Origin of the sequence: Pseudomonas helvetica, assembly GCF_039908645.1 — a bacterium.
Lineage (GTDB): Bacteria > Pseudomonadota > Gammaproteobacteria > Pseudomonadales > Pseudomonadaceae > Aquipseudomonas > Aquipseudomonas helvetica.
Genome location: NZ_CP150917.1, coordinates 468,599 through 485,289, shown reverse-complemented (window position 1 = coordinate 485,289; position 16,691 = coordinate 468,599). Strand labels below are relative to the sequence as shown.

The 16,691-nt window shown below is 55.5% G+C and carries 17 protein-coding genes; 14 read left to right on the top strand and 3 right to left on the bottom strand.

Annotated features, from left to right (window positions below; all coding sequences use genetic code 11):
• Positions 1 to 50: 50 nt before the first annotated feature.
• The gene (locus AABM55_RS02175; RefSeq protein WP_347928702.1) at positions 51 to 224 is read right to left on the bottom strand and encodes a hypothetical protein; all 174 of its coding nucleotides are present in this window, start codon (positions 222 to 224) and stop codon (positions 51 to 53) included.
• 123 nt (positions 225 to 347) lie between these two features.
• Between AABM55_RS02175 and AABM55_RS02170 the strand changes: the two genes are divergently transcribed.
• The 8 genes from AABM55_RS02170 (at position 348) to AABM55_RS02135 (ending at position 10,941) form a co-directional block, all read left to right on the top strand.
• Positions 348 to 866: an Hcp family type VI secretion system effector gene (locus tag AABM55_RS02170; RefSeq protein WP_054595279.1), complete on the top strand. Its 519-nt coding sequence runs from the start codon at positions 348 to 350 to the stop codon at positions 864 to 866.
• 353 nt (positions 867 to 1,219) lie between these two features.
• Positions 1,220 to 1,738 (top strand): Hcp family type VI secretion system effector, encoded by a 519-nt coding sequence (locus tag AABM55_RS02165; RefSeq protein ID WP_054595278.1) that lies wholly within the window; start codon positions 1,220 to 1,222, stop codon positions 1,736 to 1,738.
• Between the two features lie 133 nt (positions 1,739 to 1,871).
• On the top strand, positions 1,872 to 3,926 hold the full coding sequence (gene tssI, locus AABM55_RS02160) for a type VI secretion system tip protein TssI/VgrG (protein WP_347928701.1): 2,055 nt from the start codon (positions 1,872 to 1,874) through the stop codon (positions 3,924 to 3,926).
• Positions 3,923 to 4,801 carry a DUF4123 domain-containing protein gene (locus AABM55_RS02155; RefSeq protein ID WP_347928700.1) on the top strand — a complete coding sequence of 293 codons (879 nt, stop codon included), beginning with the start codon at positions 3,923 to 3,925 and terminating at the stop codon, positions 4,799 to 4,801. The genes tssI and AABM55_RS02155 overlap by 4 nt, the downstream gene beginning before the upstream one ends.
• The gene (locus AABM55_RS02150; protein ID WP_347928699.1) at positions 4,801 to 8,259 is read left to right on the top strand and encodes a T6SS effector BTH_I2691 family protein; all 3,459 of its coding nucleotides are present in this window, start codon (positions 4,801 to 4,803) and stop codon (positions 8,257 to 8,259) included. Before AABM55_RS02155 ends, AABM55_RS02150 begins: the two co-directional genes overlap by 1 nt.
• A 292-nt stretch (positions 8,260 to 8,551) precedes the next feature.
• A complete protein-coding gene (locus AABM55_RS02145) occupies positions 8,552 to 9,022 on the top strand; it encodes a hypothetical protein (protein WP_347928698.1) in 471 nt (156 codons plus the stop codon).
• Between the two features lie 128 nt (positions 9,023 to 9,150).
• On the top strand, positions 9,151 to 9,789 hold the full coding sequence (locus AABM55_RS02140) for a hypothetical protein (RefSeq protein WP_347928697.1): 639 nt from the start codon (positions 9,151 to 9,153) through the stop codon (positions 9,787 to 9,789).
• Between the two features lie 387 nt (positions 9,790 to 10,176).
• Positions 10,177 to 10,941 (top strand): hypothetical protein, encoded by a 765-nt coding sequence (locus AABM55_RS02135; RefSeq protein ID WP_347928696.1) that lies wholly within the window; start codon positions 10,177 to 10,179, stop codon positions 10,939 to 10,941.
• Positions 10,942 to 11,025: 84 nt separating this feature from the next.
• Here the strand turns inward: AABM55_RS02135 and AABM55_RS02130 are convergent, their stop codons facing one another.
• Complete coding sequence (locus tag AABM55_RS02130) at positions 11,026 to 12,276, bottom strand: IS256 family transposase (protein ID WP_347927428.1); 1,251 nt, start codon at positions 12,274 to 12,276, stop codon at positions 11,026 to 11,028.
• A 273-nt stretch (positions 12,277 to 12,549) separates the two neighbouring features.
• Here AABM55_RS02130 and AABM55_RS02125 point away from each other — a divergent pair, with 273 nt between their 5' ends.
• From AABM55_RS02125 to trxC, 3 genes are all read left to right on the top strand, one after another.
• Complete coding sequence (locus AABM55_RS02125; protein ID WP_347928695.1) at positions 12,550 to 12,876, top strand: DUF6124 family protein; 327 nt, start codon at positions 12,550 to 12,552, stop codon at positions 12,874 to 12,876.
• Between the two features lie 47 nt (positions 12,877 to 12,923).
• A complete protein-coding gene (locus AABM55_RS02120; protein WP_347930110.1) occupies positions 12,924 to 13,076 on the top strand; it encodes a hypothetical protein in 153 nt (50 codons plus the stop codon).
• A gap of 113 nt (positions 13,077 to 13,189) precedes the next feature.
• Positions 13,190 to 13,624 (top strand): thioredoxin TrxC, encoded by a 435-nt coding sequence (gene trxC / locus AABM55_RS02115; protein ID WP_347928694.1) that lies wholly within the window; start codon positions 13,190 to 13,192, stop codon positions 13,622 to 13,624.
• 190 nt (positions 13,625 to 13,814) lie between these two features.
• On the opposite strand, the gene AABM55_RS02110 is transcribed toward trxC, so the two are convergent.
• Complete coding sequence (locus tag AABM55_RS02110) at positions 13,815 to 14,585, bottom strand: ParA family protein (RefSeq protein WP_054595270.1); 771 nt, start codon at positions 14,583 to 14,585, stop codon at positions 13,815 to 13,817.
• A 359-nt stretch (positions 14,586 to 14,944) separates the two neighbouring features.
• Here AABM55_RS02110 and AABM55_RS02105 point away from each other — a divergent pair, with 359 nt between their 5' ends.
• The 3 genes from AABM55_RS02105 to AABM55_RS02095 are packed head-to-tail and all read left to right on the top strand — an operon-like array spanning position 14,945 to position 16,690.
• Positions 14,945 to 15,664 (top strand): beta-ketoacyl synthase chain length factor, encoded by a 720-nt coding sequence (locus tag AABM55_RS02105; RefSeq protein ID WP_054595269.1) that lies wholly within the window; start codon positions 14,945 to 14,947, stop codon positions 15,662 to 15,664.
• Positions 15,640 to 16,449: a 1-acyl-sn-glycerol-3-phosphate acyltransferase gene (locus AABM55_RS02100; RefSeq protein ID WP_054595268.1), complete on the top strand. Its 810-nt coding sequence runs from the start codon at positions 15,640 to 15,642 to the stop codon at positions 16,447 to 16,449. The genes AABM55_RS02105 and AABM55_RS02100 overlap by 25 nt, the downstream gene beginning before the upstream one ends.
• On the top strand, positions 16,430 to 16,690 hold the full coding sequence (locus AABM55_RS02095; RefSeq protein ID WP_054595267.1) for a phosphopantetheine-binding protein: 261 nt from the start codon (positions 16,430 to 16,432) through the stop codon (positions 16,688 to 16,690). The genes AABM55_RS02100 and AABM55_RS02095 overlap by 20 nt, the downstream gene beginning before the upstream one ends.
• The last annotated feature ends 1 nt before the right edge of the window (position 16,691 follow it).

Below are 16,691 nucleotides of genomic sequence, written 5' to 3'. Positions count from 1 at the left end.
CGGTCAGATAAAGGTTTCTATCGCCGTTCTGAAGCCGGCACTACAGGCAGTCACATGGCCATGATGCGCAAGAACTTGCGCAGCATGCCTGTGGATAACCAGCTTTTGATCAGGCTCGCAGCATCGCCTGTATGGCTTTCAAGGCACTGCGCAAGTTCTTGCGCTGTGGTGCGCAAGAACTTGCGCACTTTTCTTGAAAATTTATCGATATCAGCTTTAGACAAACTATAGCTTATTGATTTTTATAGATTAAATTTATGTGGCATGAAGCTTGATCACTATCAGGTGTGCATCGGGCGATTTTCCTCTCCCGGATACCTTCGATTGATCAGGCAAGGAAAGCATTCATGCCAACACCCGCATATCTGTCCCTATCAGGCGCCACGCAAGGATTCATCACTGAGGGCAACCTCACTCGAGACTCGGTAGGGAATGTCTATCAGGACGCCCATCAAGATCAGATTCTGGTTCAAGCATTCAGTCACCAGGTCATCATCCCTCGCGACCCGCAGTCCGGACAGCCAACCGGTCAACGCGTTCACAAACCCCTGATGATCACCAAAATCTTCGACAGGTCCTCACCACTGCTTTTCGCGGCCCTGACCAGCGGCGAGCAAATGACCGAATGCCACATCGAGTGGTACCGAACCTCAACTCTCGGCACTCAGGAACTCTACTTCACCACCACCCTCGAAGACGCCATCATCGTAGAGATCCAGTCGCACATGCCCAATTGCCAGGATCCTGGCAACGCGCACTTCACTCACCTGGAAGATGTGTACTTCAGCTACCGCAAAATCACATGGGAGCATGTCATCTCCAATACATCCGGTTCTGATGACTGGCGTGTTCCAATCGCAGGCTAAGGCTGCACCACCGATTCGTTGCAGCGGCCAGCGTTGCTAATGGCATCCAAAAACACAAGTGCGCAAGAAGTTGCGCACTCACCTTCTGAAAAACACCACCCCATCCTGCTCCAGGCCCAGCCGCACAAGGCCTGTAGCCAAGTGCGCAAGAAGTTGCGCAGCACTGCGCAACTTCTTGCGCACATTAGCGACTCTTCCTACAGAAAAACCGGACAAGCCCGACACTGACAACGCATATATCATTGATTTATATACGAAATGTACTACATGGCACGAAGCTTGATCTGTAAGGAGTACCCACCGGGCGATCTCGCCTCCCGGGCACCCTCATTTATTCAGCAAGGAGAGCATCCATGGCTACACCAGCGTATATGTCCATCACTGGCACCAAACAAGGCCTTATCACTGCCGGTGCATTCACCGCTGATTCGGTTGGCAACACCTACCAGGAAGGTCACGAAGACCAGGTCATGGTTCAGGGTTTCAACCACGAAGTGATCATCCCGCGTGACCCGCAGTCCGGCCAACCCACCGGCCAGCGCGTGCACAAGCCAGTGAAAATCACCAAGGTTTTCGACAAGTCCTCGCCACTGCTGCTGGCTGCGCTGACTTCCGGCGAGCGCCTGACCGAAATCACCATCCAGTGGTACCGCACTTCGGCTGCCGGCACCCAGGAACACTACTTCACCACCAAGCTTGAAGACGCGATCATCGTCGACATCAAAGACTACATGCACAACTGCCAAGACCCGGCGAACTCGCACTTCACTCACCTGGAAGACGTAGAGTTCACCTACCGCAAAATCACCTGGACCCACGAAGTCTCCGGTACTTCGGGTTCCGATGACTGGCGTTCCCCGGTCGCTGGCTAAGTCTGGCCGACCGTTACAAAACATCGGCCAGCGCTGCTGGTCGATGTTGTTTGTGCCACCCAAGAATTCTTGCCTTCGTTGATCGCCCACTCAGGGCTTGATGGATGCTGCAGCACTGCACGAGGAACATCGGATGTTCGCGCCGGCCAACCAGACTCACTTCGCCCTGACCGTAGAAGGTCTGGCGAACGATCTCCAGGTACTTGCCCTCACTGGTCGAGAAGCCATCAGTCAGCCATTTCAGTTCGACGTCGAACTGGTCAGCGAAAACCCGTCCCTGGACCTCGAAAGCCTGTTGCATAAACCGGCGTTTTTGCAGCTCTCGCAAAACGGCACGGGCATTCATGGGCAGATCTATCGCGTGGCCCAAGGCGATACCGGTAAACGCCTGACCCGCTACTCGGTGACCCTGCGCCCCCAGCTGTCTTACCTTGCGCACCGCATCAACCAACGCATCTTCCAGAACCTCAGCGTGCCGAAAATCATCGGCCAGGTCCTCGAAGAGCACGGCATCCAAAGCAATGCCTACGAATTCAAAGTCGGGGCGATTTATCCCGAGCGCGTGTATTGCGTTCAGTACGATGAATCGGACCTGCATTTCATCCAGCGCCTGTGCGAGGAAGAAGGTATCCACTACCACTTCCAGCACAGCACCACCGCCCACAAGCTGGTGTTCGGCGATGACCAGACGGTGTTCCCGAAACTCGCGCCCGTGGCCTACCAGCAAGACTCCGGCATGCTCGCCAACGACCCGGTGATCAAGCGCTTCGACCTGCGCCTGGAAACCCGCACCAGCCGTACCACGCGCCGCGACTACGACTTCGAAAAGCCGCGCATCACCCTCGAAAGCGAGTCCCGTGGCGACGCCAAACCGGACCTCGAAGACTACGACTATCCAGGCCGCTTTATCGACCGCGAACGTGGCAAGCACCTGGCCAAGCGAAACCTTGAACGGCACCGCAGCGACTACCAACTGGCCGAAGGCAAAAGCGATCAGCCGCTGCTGGTCAGCGGGCATTTCCTCGCCCTGAGTCAGCACCCCAAAGCCAAATGGAACGATCTCTGGCTGCTCACTGAAATCCTTCACGAAGGCAAGCAGCCACAGGTGCTCGAAGAGTCGGTGACCAGCGACACCACCGACCTCAAGGACGACTTCCACCAGGGCTACCGAAACCGCTTTCAGGCCACGCCGTGGGACGTGCCCAACCGTCCGCCGCTGATGCACCCGAAACCGCGCATCCTTGGCAGCCAGAGCGCGGTGGTCACCGGCCCCAAAGGTGAAGAAATCCACTGCGACCAGTACGGTCGGGTGAAAGTGCAATTTCACTGGGACCGCATCGGTGCGGCCGACGACAAGACCAGCTGCTGGCTGCGCGTCTCGTCCGCCTGGGCCGGCGCCCACTACGGCGGCATCGCCATCCCGCGGATCGGCATGGAAGTGCTGGTCACTTTCCTCGAAGGCGACCCCGACCAGCCGCTGATCAGCGGCTGCCTGTACCACAAGGAAAACGTCGTCCCCTACGACCTGCCAGCGAACAAAACCCGCAGTACTTTCAAGAGCCTCAGCTCACCCGGTGGCGGTGGCTACAACGAGCTGCGCATCGAAGACAAGAAAGGCCAGGAACAGATCTTCCTGCACGCCCAGCGCGACTGGGATGAAAACATCGAGCACGACCAGAAAATCCGCGTCGGCAACGAACGCCACGACACCGTCGAGGCCAACAGCTATAGCGAGTTCAAGGCCGAAGAACACCACACCGTCCACAAAGACCGCAAAGTCGAAACCCGCGCCAATGACCACCTGACCGTCGGCGTGAACCAGCACATCAAAATCGGCACCGGCCAGTTCATCGAAGCCGGTCAGGAAATCCACCTCAGCAGCGGCCTGAAAGTGGTGCTCGAAGCCGGCAGCGAACTGACCCTCAAGGGCGGCGGCAGCTTCATCAAGATCGACGCCGGCGGCGTGACCCTCAGCGGGCCGGCGATCAATATGAACAGCGGCGGCAGTCCGGGCAGTGGGACGGGAGCTGCGCCGATATTGCCGGGGCCGTTGAAGCAGGCGGATGCGGACAAGGCTGGGCAGTTGCTGGTGCCGGCGCAACGGCAGGCGCTGATGCGCGGCACCCCACGCTGTGAGATCTGTGAGCAAGCGGCCAAGGAGCCAGCGGCGAAGGAGAACGCTACGTGAACAATGTTTCCCAGGCCAATTTCTTGCTGATTGATGGTGTATTACGGCCCGACGCGATTACCCATCTCTACCAGCGCAGTGAACCGTTGGAGATTGAGCCGCTGTACATCGGAACGCGATGGCAAGAGCTGCATGACCTGGGTCCGATATTGGTATCGCTTCGAGGCTCATCCGACTTGATCAGCGAGACGCTCCAAAACGCTATTCAACCGGCAGACTCCAGCCTTTTGTACAGTCTCGCGCCGATGAATATCGTAGCGGGCCATTTGCGGCGCTTCATTGCTCCGCCGGATGTACTTGGCAGCAACGCTCTGCTGCGTTTTGCCGACCCATTGGTGGCACGTTATTGGTTAGGTAGCTATCAAGGTGCGCACTTGGATGCAATGCTTGGCCCGATAGAAGCCTGGCACGTGCCCGAAAACCAGCACTCCTGGGAGCTTGCGGGGTCATCCGAATGGCGAAGCATTTTTCGTGCAGCATCTCCCCCTGAGTGGGTTGATGCCTACGCTCAATTGGGAGAAATACAGCTGAGTGCGCTGGACCAGGCTGCCCGTTGGCGCTTCATGGAACGGCTAAACCAGAGTTTCGAGCGGCGCCATCCTCAGCTCCTGGCACAACTGGATACCAGTACCCGGACTCAGTGGTTCAATAAGCGGTTGGATGAAGCCGATGCCTGGGGGCTGTCGAGCGAACGCAGCCTCGCGATCTGGGTCGAATACACTTTGCGTTGGGGCGAAGGATTTACGCTACACCCCAACACCCCCTACCAGCACTGGTTGGCCCGTACACCCAAGGCGCTGAAGCTTTCACCCGAGTTGCGTATCCAGCAGATGGATGACGATTGCCTGGACGTCGAAATGATCAAGGAAGTGTGATGACTCAGCCCGCAACAGAAGCCCAACTGAAACAGGCTAGACGTAACCAAGAGTTTACCAACACCCCCATGGGGAAAGGCCAATGTCCACTGATGCAGGGGGAAGTGGCTATATTTCCGGTGCGTTATGCTTTGGACGAGTCCCCGATAAAAAAGGGCAGCAGCCAAGGGCCACATCCACTGCCAAAAAACTGGTCAAGCAAACCGCCAGAGCTGAAAACACGCAGTTATACCCTGCGCCAATTGCGCGACGGTTGGCTCTATGTGTGGAACAGTATCGACAAGACCTTTCATGAGTACCAGATAAAAGCCGAACAGTTCACTCGTCACAAATGGACCGACAGCCAGCTGAACAAGGACGTGCGCAACAACCCGGGCGAGACGCACCCGTACCTGCTCTATCCGCGACGTAGCCAATTGCGTATCGCTTACTCGCCTGTGCAATGGACCTGGCGCATGTGCGAGTTGATGCGCAACAGTGCCACCGAACAAACCCAATGGATGCGTAAGATTGATCTGCCAGCGTTTTGCGGCAGCGGGAAAGTCGCCCACGGTGACGCGATCACAGAGCTTGGTAAAAGTGTCGCGGATATTCTGGTTTCGGGCAAAAAAGCCTCGACCTTCACCAGCACCCTTTTGCCGACCAAAGCAACAGACACTGGCGCTCCGTTCAAGCCGGCCTTTGAAGAAGCCCTGGTACGCGGCAAAGTTCCAGCACAGGATACTGCCCTCTTCGTCGCTTTGGATGATCCACTGGCGATGGTCGATGACCTGAACATGAACCTGATCGGTCGGCTCATGGAACAAAGTCAATTCGAAGCCCTGCATCAACACAAACTGCAAAGTGCGTTTGCCGTGCAGAATTTGTGTGGGTTCGATGCCGATCCTTTTATTCCGCCCTCGATCAAAGACCCGATTCAGCGGCAAGCCTATACCGATGACCTGTACACACTTCTGAAAACCAATGATGAAGTCGAACGGGGCAAAGACCTGGTACCTGCCGATCAAGCTGGAATGGTGGAGATGGGAGCCACATCGACAGTCGCTGCCGCCGAAACCCCATTCAAGGCTAAATGGGGGCAACTGCCCGATCAAAACAAATGGAAAAAAGCCCTTGAAGAATGGAACGCCAAACGTTTTTGGCGCGAGGACGTGCGCTTTGACGAAGCACAGAAGTACCTGAGCCAGACCACCACCGAGGCACAACGGCTCCACGACCATTGTCAACGCAGCGAGCGTGATCTGATCACCTGGCTTGACCAACTCAGCCCCAGCGCTGAGGCGGTCTACCACGATACCTGCAATGAAGACCAAGCCAGTCAGCTTCTGGAGACCGCCCACGCTATTTACACGGCACTGGGCAATGGGGAGAACGGGCAAAAGTGGTTGTGCAAACAGGCCAGGCAACCGAGCACACTGTTCAGCTTGGCGCTGTTCAACTTCAACCCGGAAGTCGCCACTTTGATAAAGAAGGTGACGCACAACTTCAGCACTACCGGCAAGCTTGATGACCAGGGCAGTGAAGGCGACGGCAGCTCACCCGCGCTGGCTCCGACCTCCTCGGGTGATGCCACGAACATTGGCACCCGTACCGGTGAAATCAAAGCGGTCTTCGACCTGGAGGTCGTCCAGAACAGCAAGCTCTACAAGGCCATGAGCAGTGCCGCCAAGCAAGCCATGACCACCCTGGTCAAGGTCGCCAACAACCAGGCCAGGGACGCCTGGCATGGGCTGAGCACTCTGCTGTTACCGGCGATGAAACAACAAGCGGCGCTGACCCTCGCCGCGCCCCAGGTGTTGATTTCCACCGAAATTTCCAGCGCCACCCAACTGACCTTCAACCCGACCTACCAGCGCGACTACCAGGCCTGGCTGCTGGAGGTCGTAACCGTGAAGAATAAAATAACGGGTGACAAAGGAGTGTTGCGCCGTCCCGGTGCGGCTTACGATCAACGCTCAGCGCGCCTCTCTCTGCAATCCCATGAAGAGCATTTGAAAAACCTGCTCTTGAAACGTCCCAATCAGATCGTCGCCAAAGCGTCTGGCAGCACTCGTCTGCGTGTCGGCATACCGCAAATCAACAGTTGGCTCGCCGACCTGGGACAAACCGAGGTGATGGCGCAACTGAAAATTGCAGGCACCCAGGAGTATCTGACACGCACCAAAGCCTGGATGGGCCAGAACCTGGGCAATGCCCTGCCCGCCCTGGTGGTCGGTTTGAACCTGTGGAATGTCTATAGCAGTGCCAAACAAGCGCAAAACGACGGTAAGTTTTCTGCCGATGAATGGCGCACTGTGGGTGCTAACGCCGCCTACGCTGCCAATGCTATTGCGGCGCTGTGGGTCGGGCCGGCGTGGAGTCGTGCGGGAGAGATGTCTACGCAGCTAGGTAGGAGGACACTAACCCTTGCGCAAGCGGGATACACCGAATGGTCTGCTGCTATTACTTCGAGAAAGACTGGCGAATCAGCAATTGCTAACGAGTTTGCAGCGGCTTCGAAAGGCCTGATATTGCGCACTGTGACGTGGGCAGTATTGGGAGTCACTGCGACCGGGCTTGAGGCTTGGCAGATTTCCCAAGACGCCGGCGGCGCCACCAGTGAGGAAGAAAAAACGCTGCTGTGGATGAAGTTTGGTGTGGTTTTCGGGATGTCTTTTGTTGCCACGGCCCAACTAGTTGGCGCAGTCCTCGGCCGTTGGTTTAGCTTTGCCTGGGTGATGTCCACTCCGGTGACGATCATTGTGGCAGTCCTCGGAATCGCCTATTTGATGATCACCATGGCCGCCAACCGCTACAAGCGCGAGGGACTGCGTCTATGGCTGTACCGTTGCAGCTGGGGACGCGGGGCAACACCTGAATGGCTAGGTGATGAGGGCCATACAAAACAGATGCAGGCCCTGCTGGAGACCCTGCAACGACCGAGCGTCGTGGGCAGAGCCCTGCATTACGGCGGCGGTAGTACCCCGAGAAAATGCTTGGGCTTCTGGGTGCAGGTCCAAGTACCTAACGGGTTGGCGGGCAAAGAAGTGACCTTGCAACCGGCGATGATCGAAAAGAACTATTTTTCTAAAGATGAACTGCAAACCACAAAAAGCAGCTTTTACGACCAGTTTCTCAACGGTAACTGGGTAGATCCGAAGCTGCTCGGACAGTTGCCCAACGGCGCCGGCAGTAAAACCAGCCCGGCTGACTTCAGTTACACCAGCACCGAGCAGCACCGTCTTTGGCAAGTGTGGATCGACACCTCGACAGACAGTCCGATCCTTGAATTGGAGGTCAAGTATCCGGCCGGGGTGCTTCAGCGCACTGACGGACGCGGCTATATGTTTCGATTGGCGCTTGAGTGGGCTGCGAGTGAAGCTGACCGAGCCAACAATGCCTTTAGCGGTGAGCTAAAGGACGACATCGTACTGGCCAAAAAAAGCACCCAGCTATTGAAGCTGGCCGTCCCTAACTGAATGAATCAATGAGCCCTACGATGTTCAATTTTGACAAAGTACTTGAGCTGCCGCCGCAGCTCCAATGGAAGTATGCCGCCGAATCAGAGTTGTTGGGGTGGACGATTCGGGCACGCAATTACAATACGTTTGTGGCTAATTGCATGTTTACATTTATGGCCGCACTAATACTGGGAGGCTCATTCATCATGTACTCGGTATATGAGGGCATGAGTCAACCTTGGCGCACACTGTCTTGCGTTTTTTTTACACGCTCATGTTATTTACAACTTTCTCCATGACCCACCAGCGAATGAATTTCGCCTATCGCTTTACTCAATCCGGAGTGGAGTGCTGCGAGTGGAAAGATTTCCCTAAATGGGCATTGACGTTTTTGAAGTGGCTTGCCGGGATTACGGCGATTATTTTCGTCTTCCTGGCAACCATTGATCCAGCATTCCTGATTGGTGCACTGATAGGTCCGGGCGGAATAGGCTTGATGTATCTCTCGATGGCGAACTCGAGGAGCTACCAAAAAATGCAGACCCAATACCATCATCTGACATACGAATGGAAGGATTTCACACAGCTGGCCATTGCAACCAATAGAGATGTTGTGGACTTAAAGTACACCATGTATGACAACGGAATTGTAACTTGGAGTCAGAATATTTTTTGCAAGCGCAAGCAAAAAGAAAACGTAGCCAAACTCATCAAACCTTATTTATCTCCGAGTGCACCGTTTATCAAAGCCAAAGTCAATGTACCACTTAGCACTGACTAGCGTTTGGTATGTGCGGTGCATACAACAGCTTTTGTTACCGCCAACCGCCTCGCGCAAATAATCCCCTTTTCTGCTTTTCTGACCTTGAAGCAGGCCGTCCCTAACTGAATGAATCAATGAGCCCTACGATGTTCAATTTTGACAAAGCACTTGAGCTGCCGCCGCAACTCCAATGGAAGTATGCCGGCGAACCAGAACTGTTGGGATGGACGATTCGGGCGCGCAATTACAATACGCTTGTAGCTAATTGCATGTTTGCATTTATGTCCTTAGTGTTATTTGGCCTTTCTATGTTTTTGTATTCCGCATACCACGACCTGAATCAACCTTGGCGGACCTTGTCGTGCGTATTTTTTTATGTACTCATGTCATTTACGATTTCGGGCATGACCCACCAGCGAATGAATTTCGCCTATCGCTTTACTCAGTCCGGAGTGGAGTATTGCAAGTGGAAAGATTTCCCCAAATGGGCATTGACGTTTCTAAAATGGTTTGCCGGTATAACGGCGATTATTTTTATCTTCCTGGCGACCATTGATCCGGCATTCCTGATCGGCGCGCTGATAGGCCCGGGAGGGATGGGATTGATGTATCTCTCGATGGCGAACTCAAAAAGCTACCAGGAAATGCAAACTGAATACCATCACTATGCATTCAAGTGGGCAGAACTCACACAGCTCGCCATTGCTACCAATAGAGAAGTAGTCGATTTAAAATACAGCATCACCCTAGAGGGTGAAAGACTATATAACCAACTGGAGCCTTAATGTTTTTTGCAAGCGCAAGCAAAAAGAAAACATAGCCAAACTCATAAAACCTTATTTGTCTCCGAGCGTACCGTTTACCAAAGCCAAAGTTAATGTACCACTTAGCACTGACTAACGTTTGGTATGTGCGGTGCATACAACCACTTTTGCTACCGCCAACCGCCTCGCGCAAATCACCCCAAGAAAGGGGCGCCACGGATTTATTTTCGGGACACCCAACTAAAATAAATCCAATTAAAATAAATCCGCCCCCCACTTTTTCCGTGAAAAACAATCATAGATGCTTCTGGCCCCTCTATTTTTATTAAAAACTTAAGCGACTTAAACCCCATAGGTGCTACATTATGGAGTTAAAAACTTTTTCCGACCCACCACATTGGTCACCAGATGGACATTAAACACGTTCTACTCATCATTTTAAGCATTTTTTCAACATCAGCACCTGCCCAAAATATCGGGTTTGGATTCATTAAAAATGATCCGGACAGGAAGACCTATTTATATACCACTCAGAAAATTGCAATCGGCGAAGCCATTTCAGTCCAGTTCCCTAAAACCAACGGAACCGCTGCTTGCTGCAAGTTAACAAAGTCAAATGGAGAAAAACGGCAACCGGGCGATGTAACCGACCTGCTCAACGAGTCCAACATGCACGTCTACGGGCTCGACATTCAATATAAAGAACCTTTTATCGGCATAGCTGTAGCTGGCAAAAACGCAAATGAAAATGGCGCCACAGCGGTTGAGGTTAAGGGTCAACGTACAATAATCAGCACCTGTTTAAGCCAAGAAGGCATCCATCTTTTCTCAAGAAAAAATGGAATATTGAACGGTCACTTATACTTAAACCTTGGATACGGCATAGAGCCAAATTCTAATTCTTGCGAAACGGAAAAGCACCGCTCCGTACCGACCGACGTATCCAGCTACATCGAAAGTAGAGATAACTGTGACTCTCTACGCGGCGACATCCCTGAGCCGGACCCCGCCGACCCAGGCAACCTCAACCGTGTCATCAGCGATATCAATAAATACTGCAAGGGCACAGACCAAAAACTGAAGCAGTTGAAAGAGAAATATTCCGGCAACGAAAGCATTATGAAATTGCTCTCTACTTATGAAGAGAACATTGAAGCTGACATGAGTTTTTAGATTCACTCATCAGGGACAAGAAAGGGACTGTCAGATATTTTGTGTGCGGGCCGGTAACGGCCTGCCGTCAGGCAGGCCGTGCTTTTACCAGGTCGGCCTGATAAATCGATCTCCGTACAGAATCGCAAATTGATTCATCGCGCTTTTCCAGTCATGTGCCGCTGAGCCCCAGTTTGCGGTGATATTGCGTAGCCCAAGCCAGATCAGTTTCGTTGCCGCATCGTCGGTCGGGAAGTGGCCGCGGGTCTTGATGATCTTGCGCAGCTGAGCGTTGATGCTCTCAATGGCGTTAGTCGTGTAGATCACTTTTCGGATCGCCGGCGGGAACACGAAAAATGGAATCACACGATCCCAAGCGCGGCGCCAAGCCGCCACTACCGTCGGATACTGCTTGCCCCATGGCCCGTTTTCAAACGCATCCAGCGCCTGCTCAGCCGCTTCGGCGGTGACTGCCTGATAGATCGGTTTGAGCGCCTTGGCCAGTTCGCGGCGTTTATCCCAGGCTGCGTAATCAAGACTGTTGCGGATCAGATGGACAACGCATGTTTGCAGTGTCGTGTCTGGAAATACGGCGTTGAGCGCTTCTGGCATGCCTTTAAGGCCATCGGTCACAGCAATCAACACGTCTTCGACGCCGCGTGTCTTGAGGTCGTTGAACACCTTCATCCAGAATTTGGCGCCCTCGGTATTTTCTATCCAAATGCCGAGAATATCGCGTGTTCCGTCAGGCAAAACACCTAGGGCCAAGTAGATCGCCTTGTTGCGAACCAGCCCCTCTTCGCGGATTTTGACCCGTAGAGCATCGAAAAAAATCACCGGGTACATCGGCTCCAAAGGCCGCTGTTGCCATGCACCGATCTCTGCCATGACCTCGTCGGTTACCGAGCTGATGAAGTCGGGAGAAACGTCAGTACCGTACTGCTCTGAAAGAAACGCACGGATCTCTCTGACAGTCATTCCACGGGCATACATGGCGATGATCTTGTCATCGAACCCGGTGTAGCGGCGCTCGTGTTTGGGAATCAGGATAGGGGAAAAACTGCCGTCCCGGTCGCGAGGAATATCCAGTCGGAGCGGGCCGTCGCCGGTTAGAACCGTCTTGCCGCTTTTGCCGTTGCGCTGATTGGTTTCATCCTCTGGACGCTGCGCGCCCGGCGGATAGCCCAAGTGATGCCCGAGCTCAGCACTCAGGGCTCGCTCGATCAAAGCCTTCTTGAACGCCGCAGACGCGTCCTCGATGGCTTCAGCGGTCATCGGTCCATCGGTGAATTGCTCGAGCAGCTCTTTCGGGATTTTCGGCAGCTCTCGCAACGCAGGTTTCTTTTTGGTTGGCATACATGCACCTCTTGCTCATGTTATGCCCGAACACAAAATTTCTGACACCCCCACAAGAAAGGGCCACGGATTTATTTTCGGGACACCCCCCAAAAAGAAACCGTCCTAGGACATTTCCCGCACGCTGTAGCGCCTTGGATGAACTTGTCCCAAATCGACCACGCGGATAGTCTTCACAAGTCGCCACAAACTCAGCGGCCAGTTTTGACAGACTGAACAGTATCAAGGCATGCAAATGCCGCTATGCGGCTCCATAGCTCAGGGAGCTTCACCATGAAAAAGATCGCCCTCAAACCACTCAGCCTCACCGTCACCGATCCCCTCGACAGCCCAAACCCGACCCAACGTCCCAGCCCCATCTTCACCGTTACCCCCAACATCGACACCGAAACCCTGCTAATCCACACCAGCGAAATCCTGGCCTCGCTGAACGCGATGACCACCGACCTGGCCTTTGAGCTTGAAGGCGCGCACCGCAACGTGGCGCTGGGCATTCAACAGATGATCGTGTTGGGCGAGTTGCTGGTGAACAGAGCGCTGGAGAACCTCGACCTGCCCGATTCGGCGGGCAGCCGGCTCAATCCGTCCGCCGTCCATTGACGGGCCGCGCTGTTTTATCGAATGGAGAGTTCCCCAAGTCTCGATAGATGCCTATCACCGGCCTGGACTGCAACGTCCCTTCCCCGCTGATCGACACCGAAGCCCCGCTCGACGTGCTGCGCGAAACAGTGGCCTTCCGCATCCGCAGCGCCACCCAACTGCTGGAAACATTCGCCCTGGCGATGGCTGCGACATGCTGAACGTCATCGGGCGACCTTGGGGTCGCCCATTTTTTTGCACTCGCCTGCACACCTTGATAATCCACGGCCTCGGCTCCAGATTGGTTGCATTGCCCACTTTCAGGAGCCCTTTCATGTCTGAACCCCTGTTGATCCCCTGCCCCCATTGCAACGGCCTCAACCGCATCCCCGCCGAGCGCCTGGGCGATCATCCCAAGTGCGGGCGCTGCAAAGCCGAGGTCCTGCTGAACAAACCCTTCGAGCTGACGCAAGGCGATTACACCAGTCAGATCAAGGGTGATCTGCCGTTGCTGGTGGATGTGTGGGCGGATTGGTGTGGGCCGTGCAAGTCGTTTGCGCCGGTGTTCGAGCAGGCGGCGGGGCAGTTGGCGGGCAAGTGTCGGTTGGCCAAGCTCGACAGCGAGGCGAATCAGCAGTTGTCGGCGCAGTTGGGGATTCGTTCGATTCCGAGTTTGATTCTGTTCAAGAACGGCCGGGAAGTGGCGCGTCAGAGCGGGGCGTTTCCGCTGCCGCAGTTGATGAGCTGGTTGCGTAGTCAGGGAGTTTGATGACCTGAAGTAGAAGGCTCAGCTCAGAACTTTGTGGCGAGGGGGCTTGACCCCGCTCGGCTGCGAAGCAGTCGTAACGTCGACGATTGAGACTTAATAGACAAACCGCAATGTCAGATTTTAGGGCCGCTTCGCGGCCCAACGGGAGCAAGTTCCCTCGCCACAGGGGACCGTGTTCAGTGGGCGGCTGTCAGGTGTTTTCCAGCAGGTTGTGCAGTTCGACGAACTGCTGGGTCAGTTTGTGCCGGGGGTCGAGGTGGATCAGTGGCATGTTGGCCTGGTGGGATTCGCGCATGCGCACCGAGCTGCCCAGGTACACCGGTAGCACCGGCAGGCCTTCGGCGATCAGTTCGTCGAGCATCTGCTGCGGCAGGCTCGCGCGGGCCTGGAACTGGTTGACCACGATGCCTTCGACTTGCAGCTCTTCGTTGTGGTCTTCCTTCAACTCTTCGATTTCCGCCAGCAGGCCGTACAGCGCCTGACGGGAGAAGCTGTCGCAGTCGAAGGGAATCAGCACGCGATCGGCGGCGATCAACGCAGACACCGCGTAGAAGTTCAACGCTGGCGGGGTGTCGAGGTAGATCCGGTCGTAGTCTTCGGCCAGTTCGTCGAGCAGTTTGCGCAGCTTGTTGATCTTGTGTTTTGCCTCAAGCTTGGGCTGCAGGTCAGCCAACTCGGCCGTGGCAGTGACCACGTGCAAGTTGTCGAACGGGGTTTCGTAGATATCGACCTGGTTTTTCTTCGAAAACGGCCCGGACGACAGGGTCTGCTTGAAGAAGTCGGCGATGCCCATCGGGATGTCGTTGCCGGTCAAACCCGTCAGGTACTGAGTGGAGTTGGCCTGGGCATCGAGATCCACCAGCAGCGTGCGATAGCCTTCGCTGGCGCTGACCGCCGCCAGATTGCAGGCAATACTGGATTTGCCCACGCCACCTTTCTGATTGAACACCACACGCCGCATGTCAAAACCTCCGTGTATCAAAGAATGACCGAGTGTAGTTGTCGACACCGCAGCTTCGCTACCTCGTTGGCAGTCAGACTGCACGGTCAGCTGCAATCTCGGCAAAAAAACGACCGACTTCGCCCTTTGAGTGATGAATCAACTGACAGACACGTCTGTAAAAAACCGAATAATGGCAAAACGACAGCTTTTTCGCGGATAAACGGCATGGCACACCGAACAAAATGGGGCCAGTATTTGCTGAAAGCCCGCCGCACCGGGATAATGCGCGCCACTCGGCGGTAGCGTCATGCCGGGTCAGTCGCCGGTCAATCGACTCACCGCGTCAAGGAAGCCCGCAGGGGCGGGATGAATTTTCAGTGATCAAATTCAATATCGCCCAATGGCGCGCTTGGGCCCCTGGGCTCGAAAGCGTGGACGATTGGCAAGCCTGGAGCCGACAACCGGTCGTGCTCGAGAACAGCGATGCCGCCCCCGACGTATCGTTTTTGCCGGCCATGCAGCGTCGGCGACTCAGCCGTCTGGCGCGGATGGCCTTTAGTGTCGGCTGGCCGTTGGCCGAGGGTCACGAACAGCTACCGTTGGTCTTCATTTCTCGTCACGGCGAAACTCCGCGCACCTTCGAGATTCTCAACGACCTGGCCGCCGATCAGCCGCTGTCGCCGACTCAGTTCAGTCTGTCGGTGCACAACGCCGTCATCGGCCTGTGGTCGATCATGCGCGGCGAAACCAGCGAGATGACCGCCCTCGCGGCGGCCGGCGATGGCCTTGAACACGGCATGCTAGAGGCCGCCGCGTTGCTTGAGGAAGGCGCGCCGGCGGTATTGCTGGTGATTACCGAAGAGCAACCGCCGCAAGCCTACTCGACCTGGATCGACGATGTGCCGTTCCCGTATGCGGTCGGCCTGTTGATCACACCCGGAAATCAGTGGCAGCTGTCTCTGAACAGCACCTCGGATACGTTGTCCAAACCCCATTGGCCCCATGCGCTGAATCTGTTGAGTACCCTGCTCGGCCAGCAGACCACCTGCCAACATGCCTGGAAAAATCGTGTATGGACCTGGCAACGCAACCAGTAACCGATAAAAACCGCGACGCCTATTACTGGCGCCTGCTGGCCACTGCCTTGAGTTTCACCCTCTTCGGGTTGGGCGGGCTGTGCCTGCGGCTGGTGATTCTCCCGGTGCTCGGCTGCCTGCCGGGCGATGCCCAGGCCCATCGACAACGAACGCGGCATATTGTCAGCCGGATATTCCGCTCCTTTGTCCGGTTCATGGCCCGCACAGGCGTGCTGACCTACGACATCCAGGGTGCGGAAAAACTCGGCCGTCCGGGACAGATGATCATTGCCAATCATCCCTCGTTGATCGATGTCGTGTTCCTGATCGGCCTGGTGCCCCATGCCAACTGCGTGGTCAAGAAAAGCCTCTGGGAAAATCCTTTCACTCGCGGCCCGCTACGCCGCACCGGGTACATCAGCAACGACGGCAGCATGGACATGCTCGACGCTGCTGCCGACGCGCTGAAAAGCGACCAGACCCTGATCATCTTTCCCGAAGGCACCCGCACCCAACCCGGCCAACCGCCGGCCTTTCATCGGGGCGCGGCAGCAATCGCCCTGCGCGGTGCGAGAATCGTCACCCCGGTGGTCATCAAGGTCAGCCCCACGACCCTGACCAAGGCCGAGCCTTGGTATCGGATCCCCAAACGTCGCGTGCACTTCAGTTTCCGTGTCGGGGCCGATATAGACCCACAGGCCTTCGCAGCGCTGGGCCCTGCACCTCAGGCCTCGCGCAAGCTCAACGATTATTTTCACCATTACTTTATTAAGGAGCTCGCCGAAGATGAGCGATCTGAAGCTTGAGATAAAACTGTTGATCATTGACGCCCTTGGCCTCGAAGACATCGGCGTGCAGGACATCGGCGACGAGCAGACGCTATTCGGCGAAGGCCTGGGCCTGGACTCGGTCGACGCGCTGGAGCTCGGCCTGGCGATCCAGAAAAAGTACGGCATCAAAATCGACGCCGATGCCAATGACACCCGTGGTCACTTCACCAACGTGGCGAGCCTTGCGGCGTTCGTCACTGCAAAACAGGCAGCTTGAG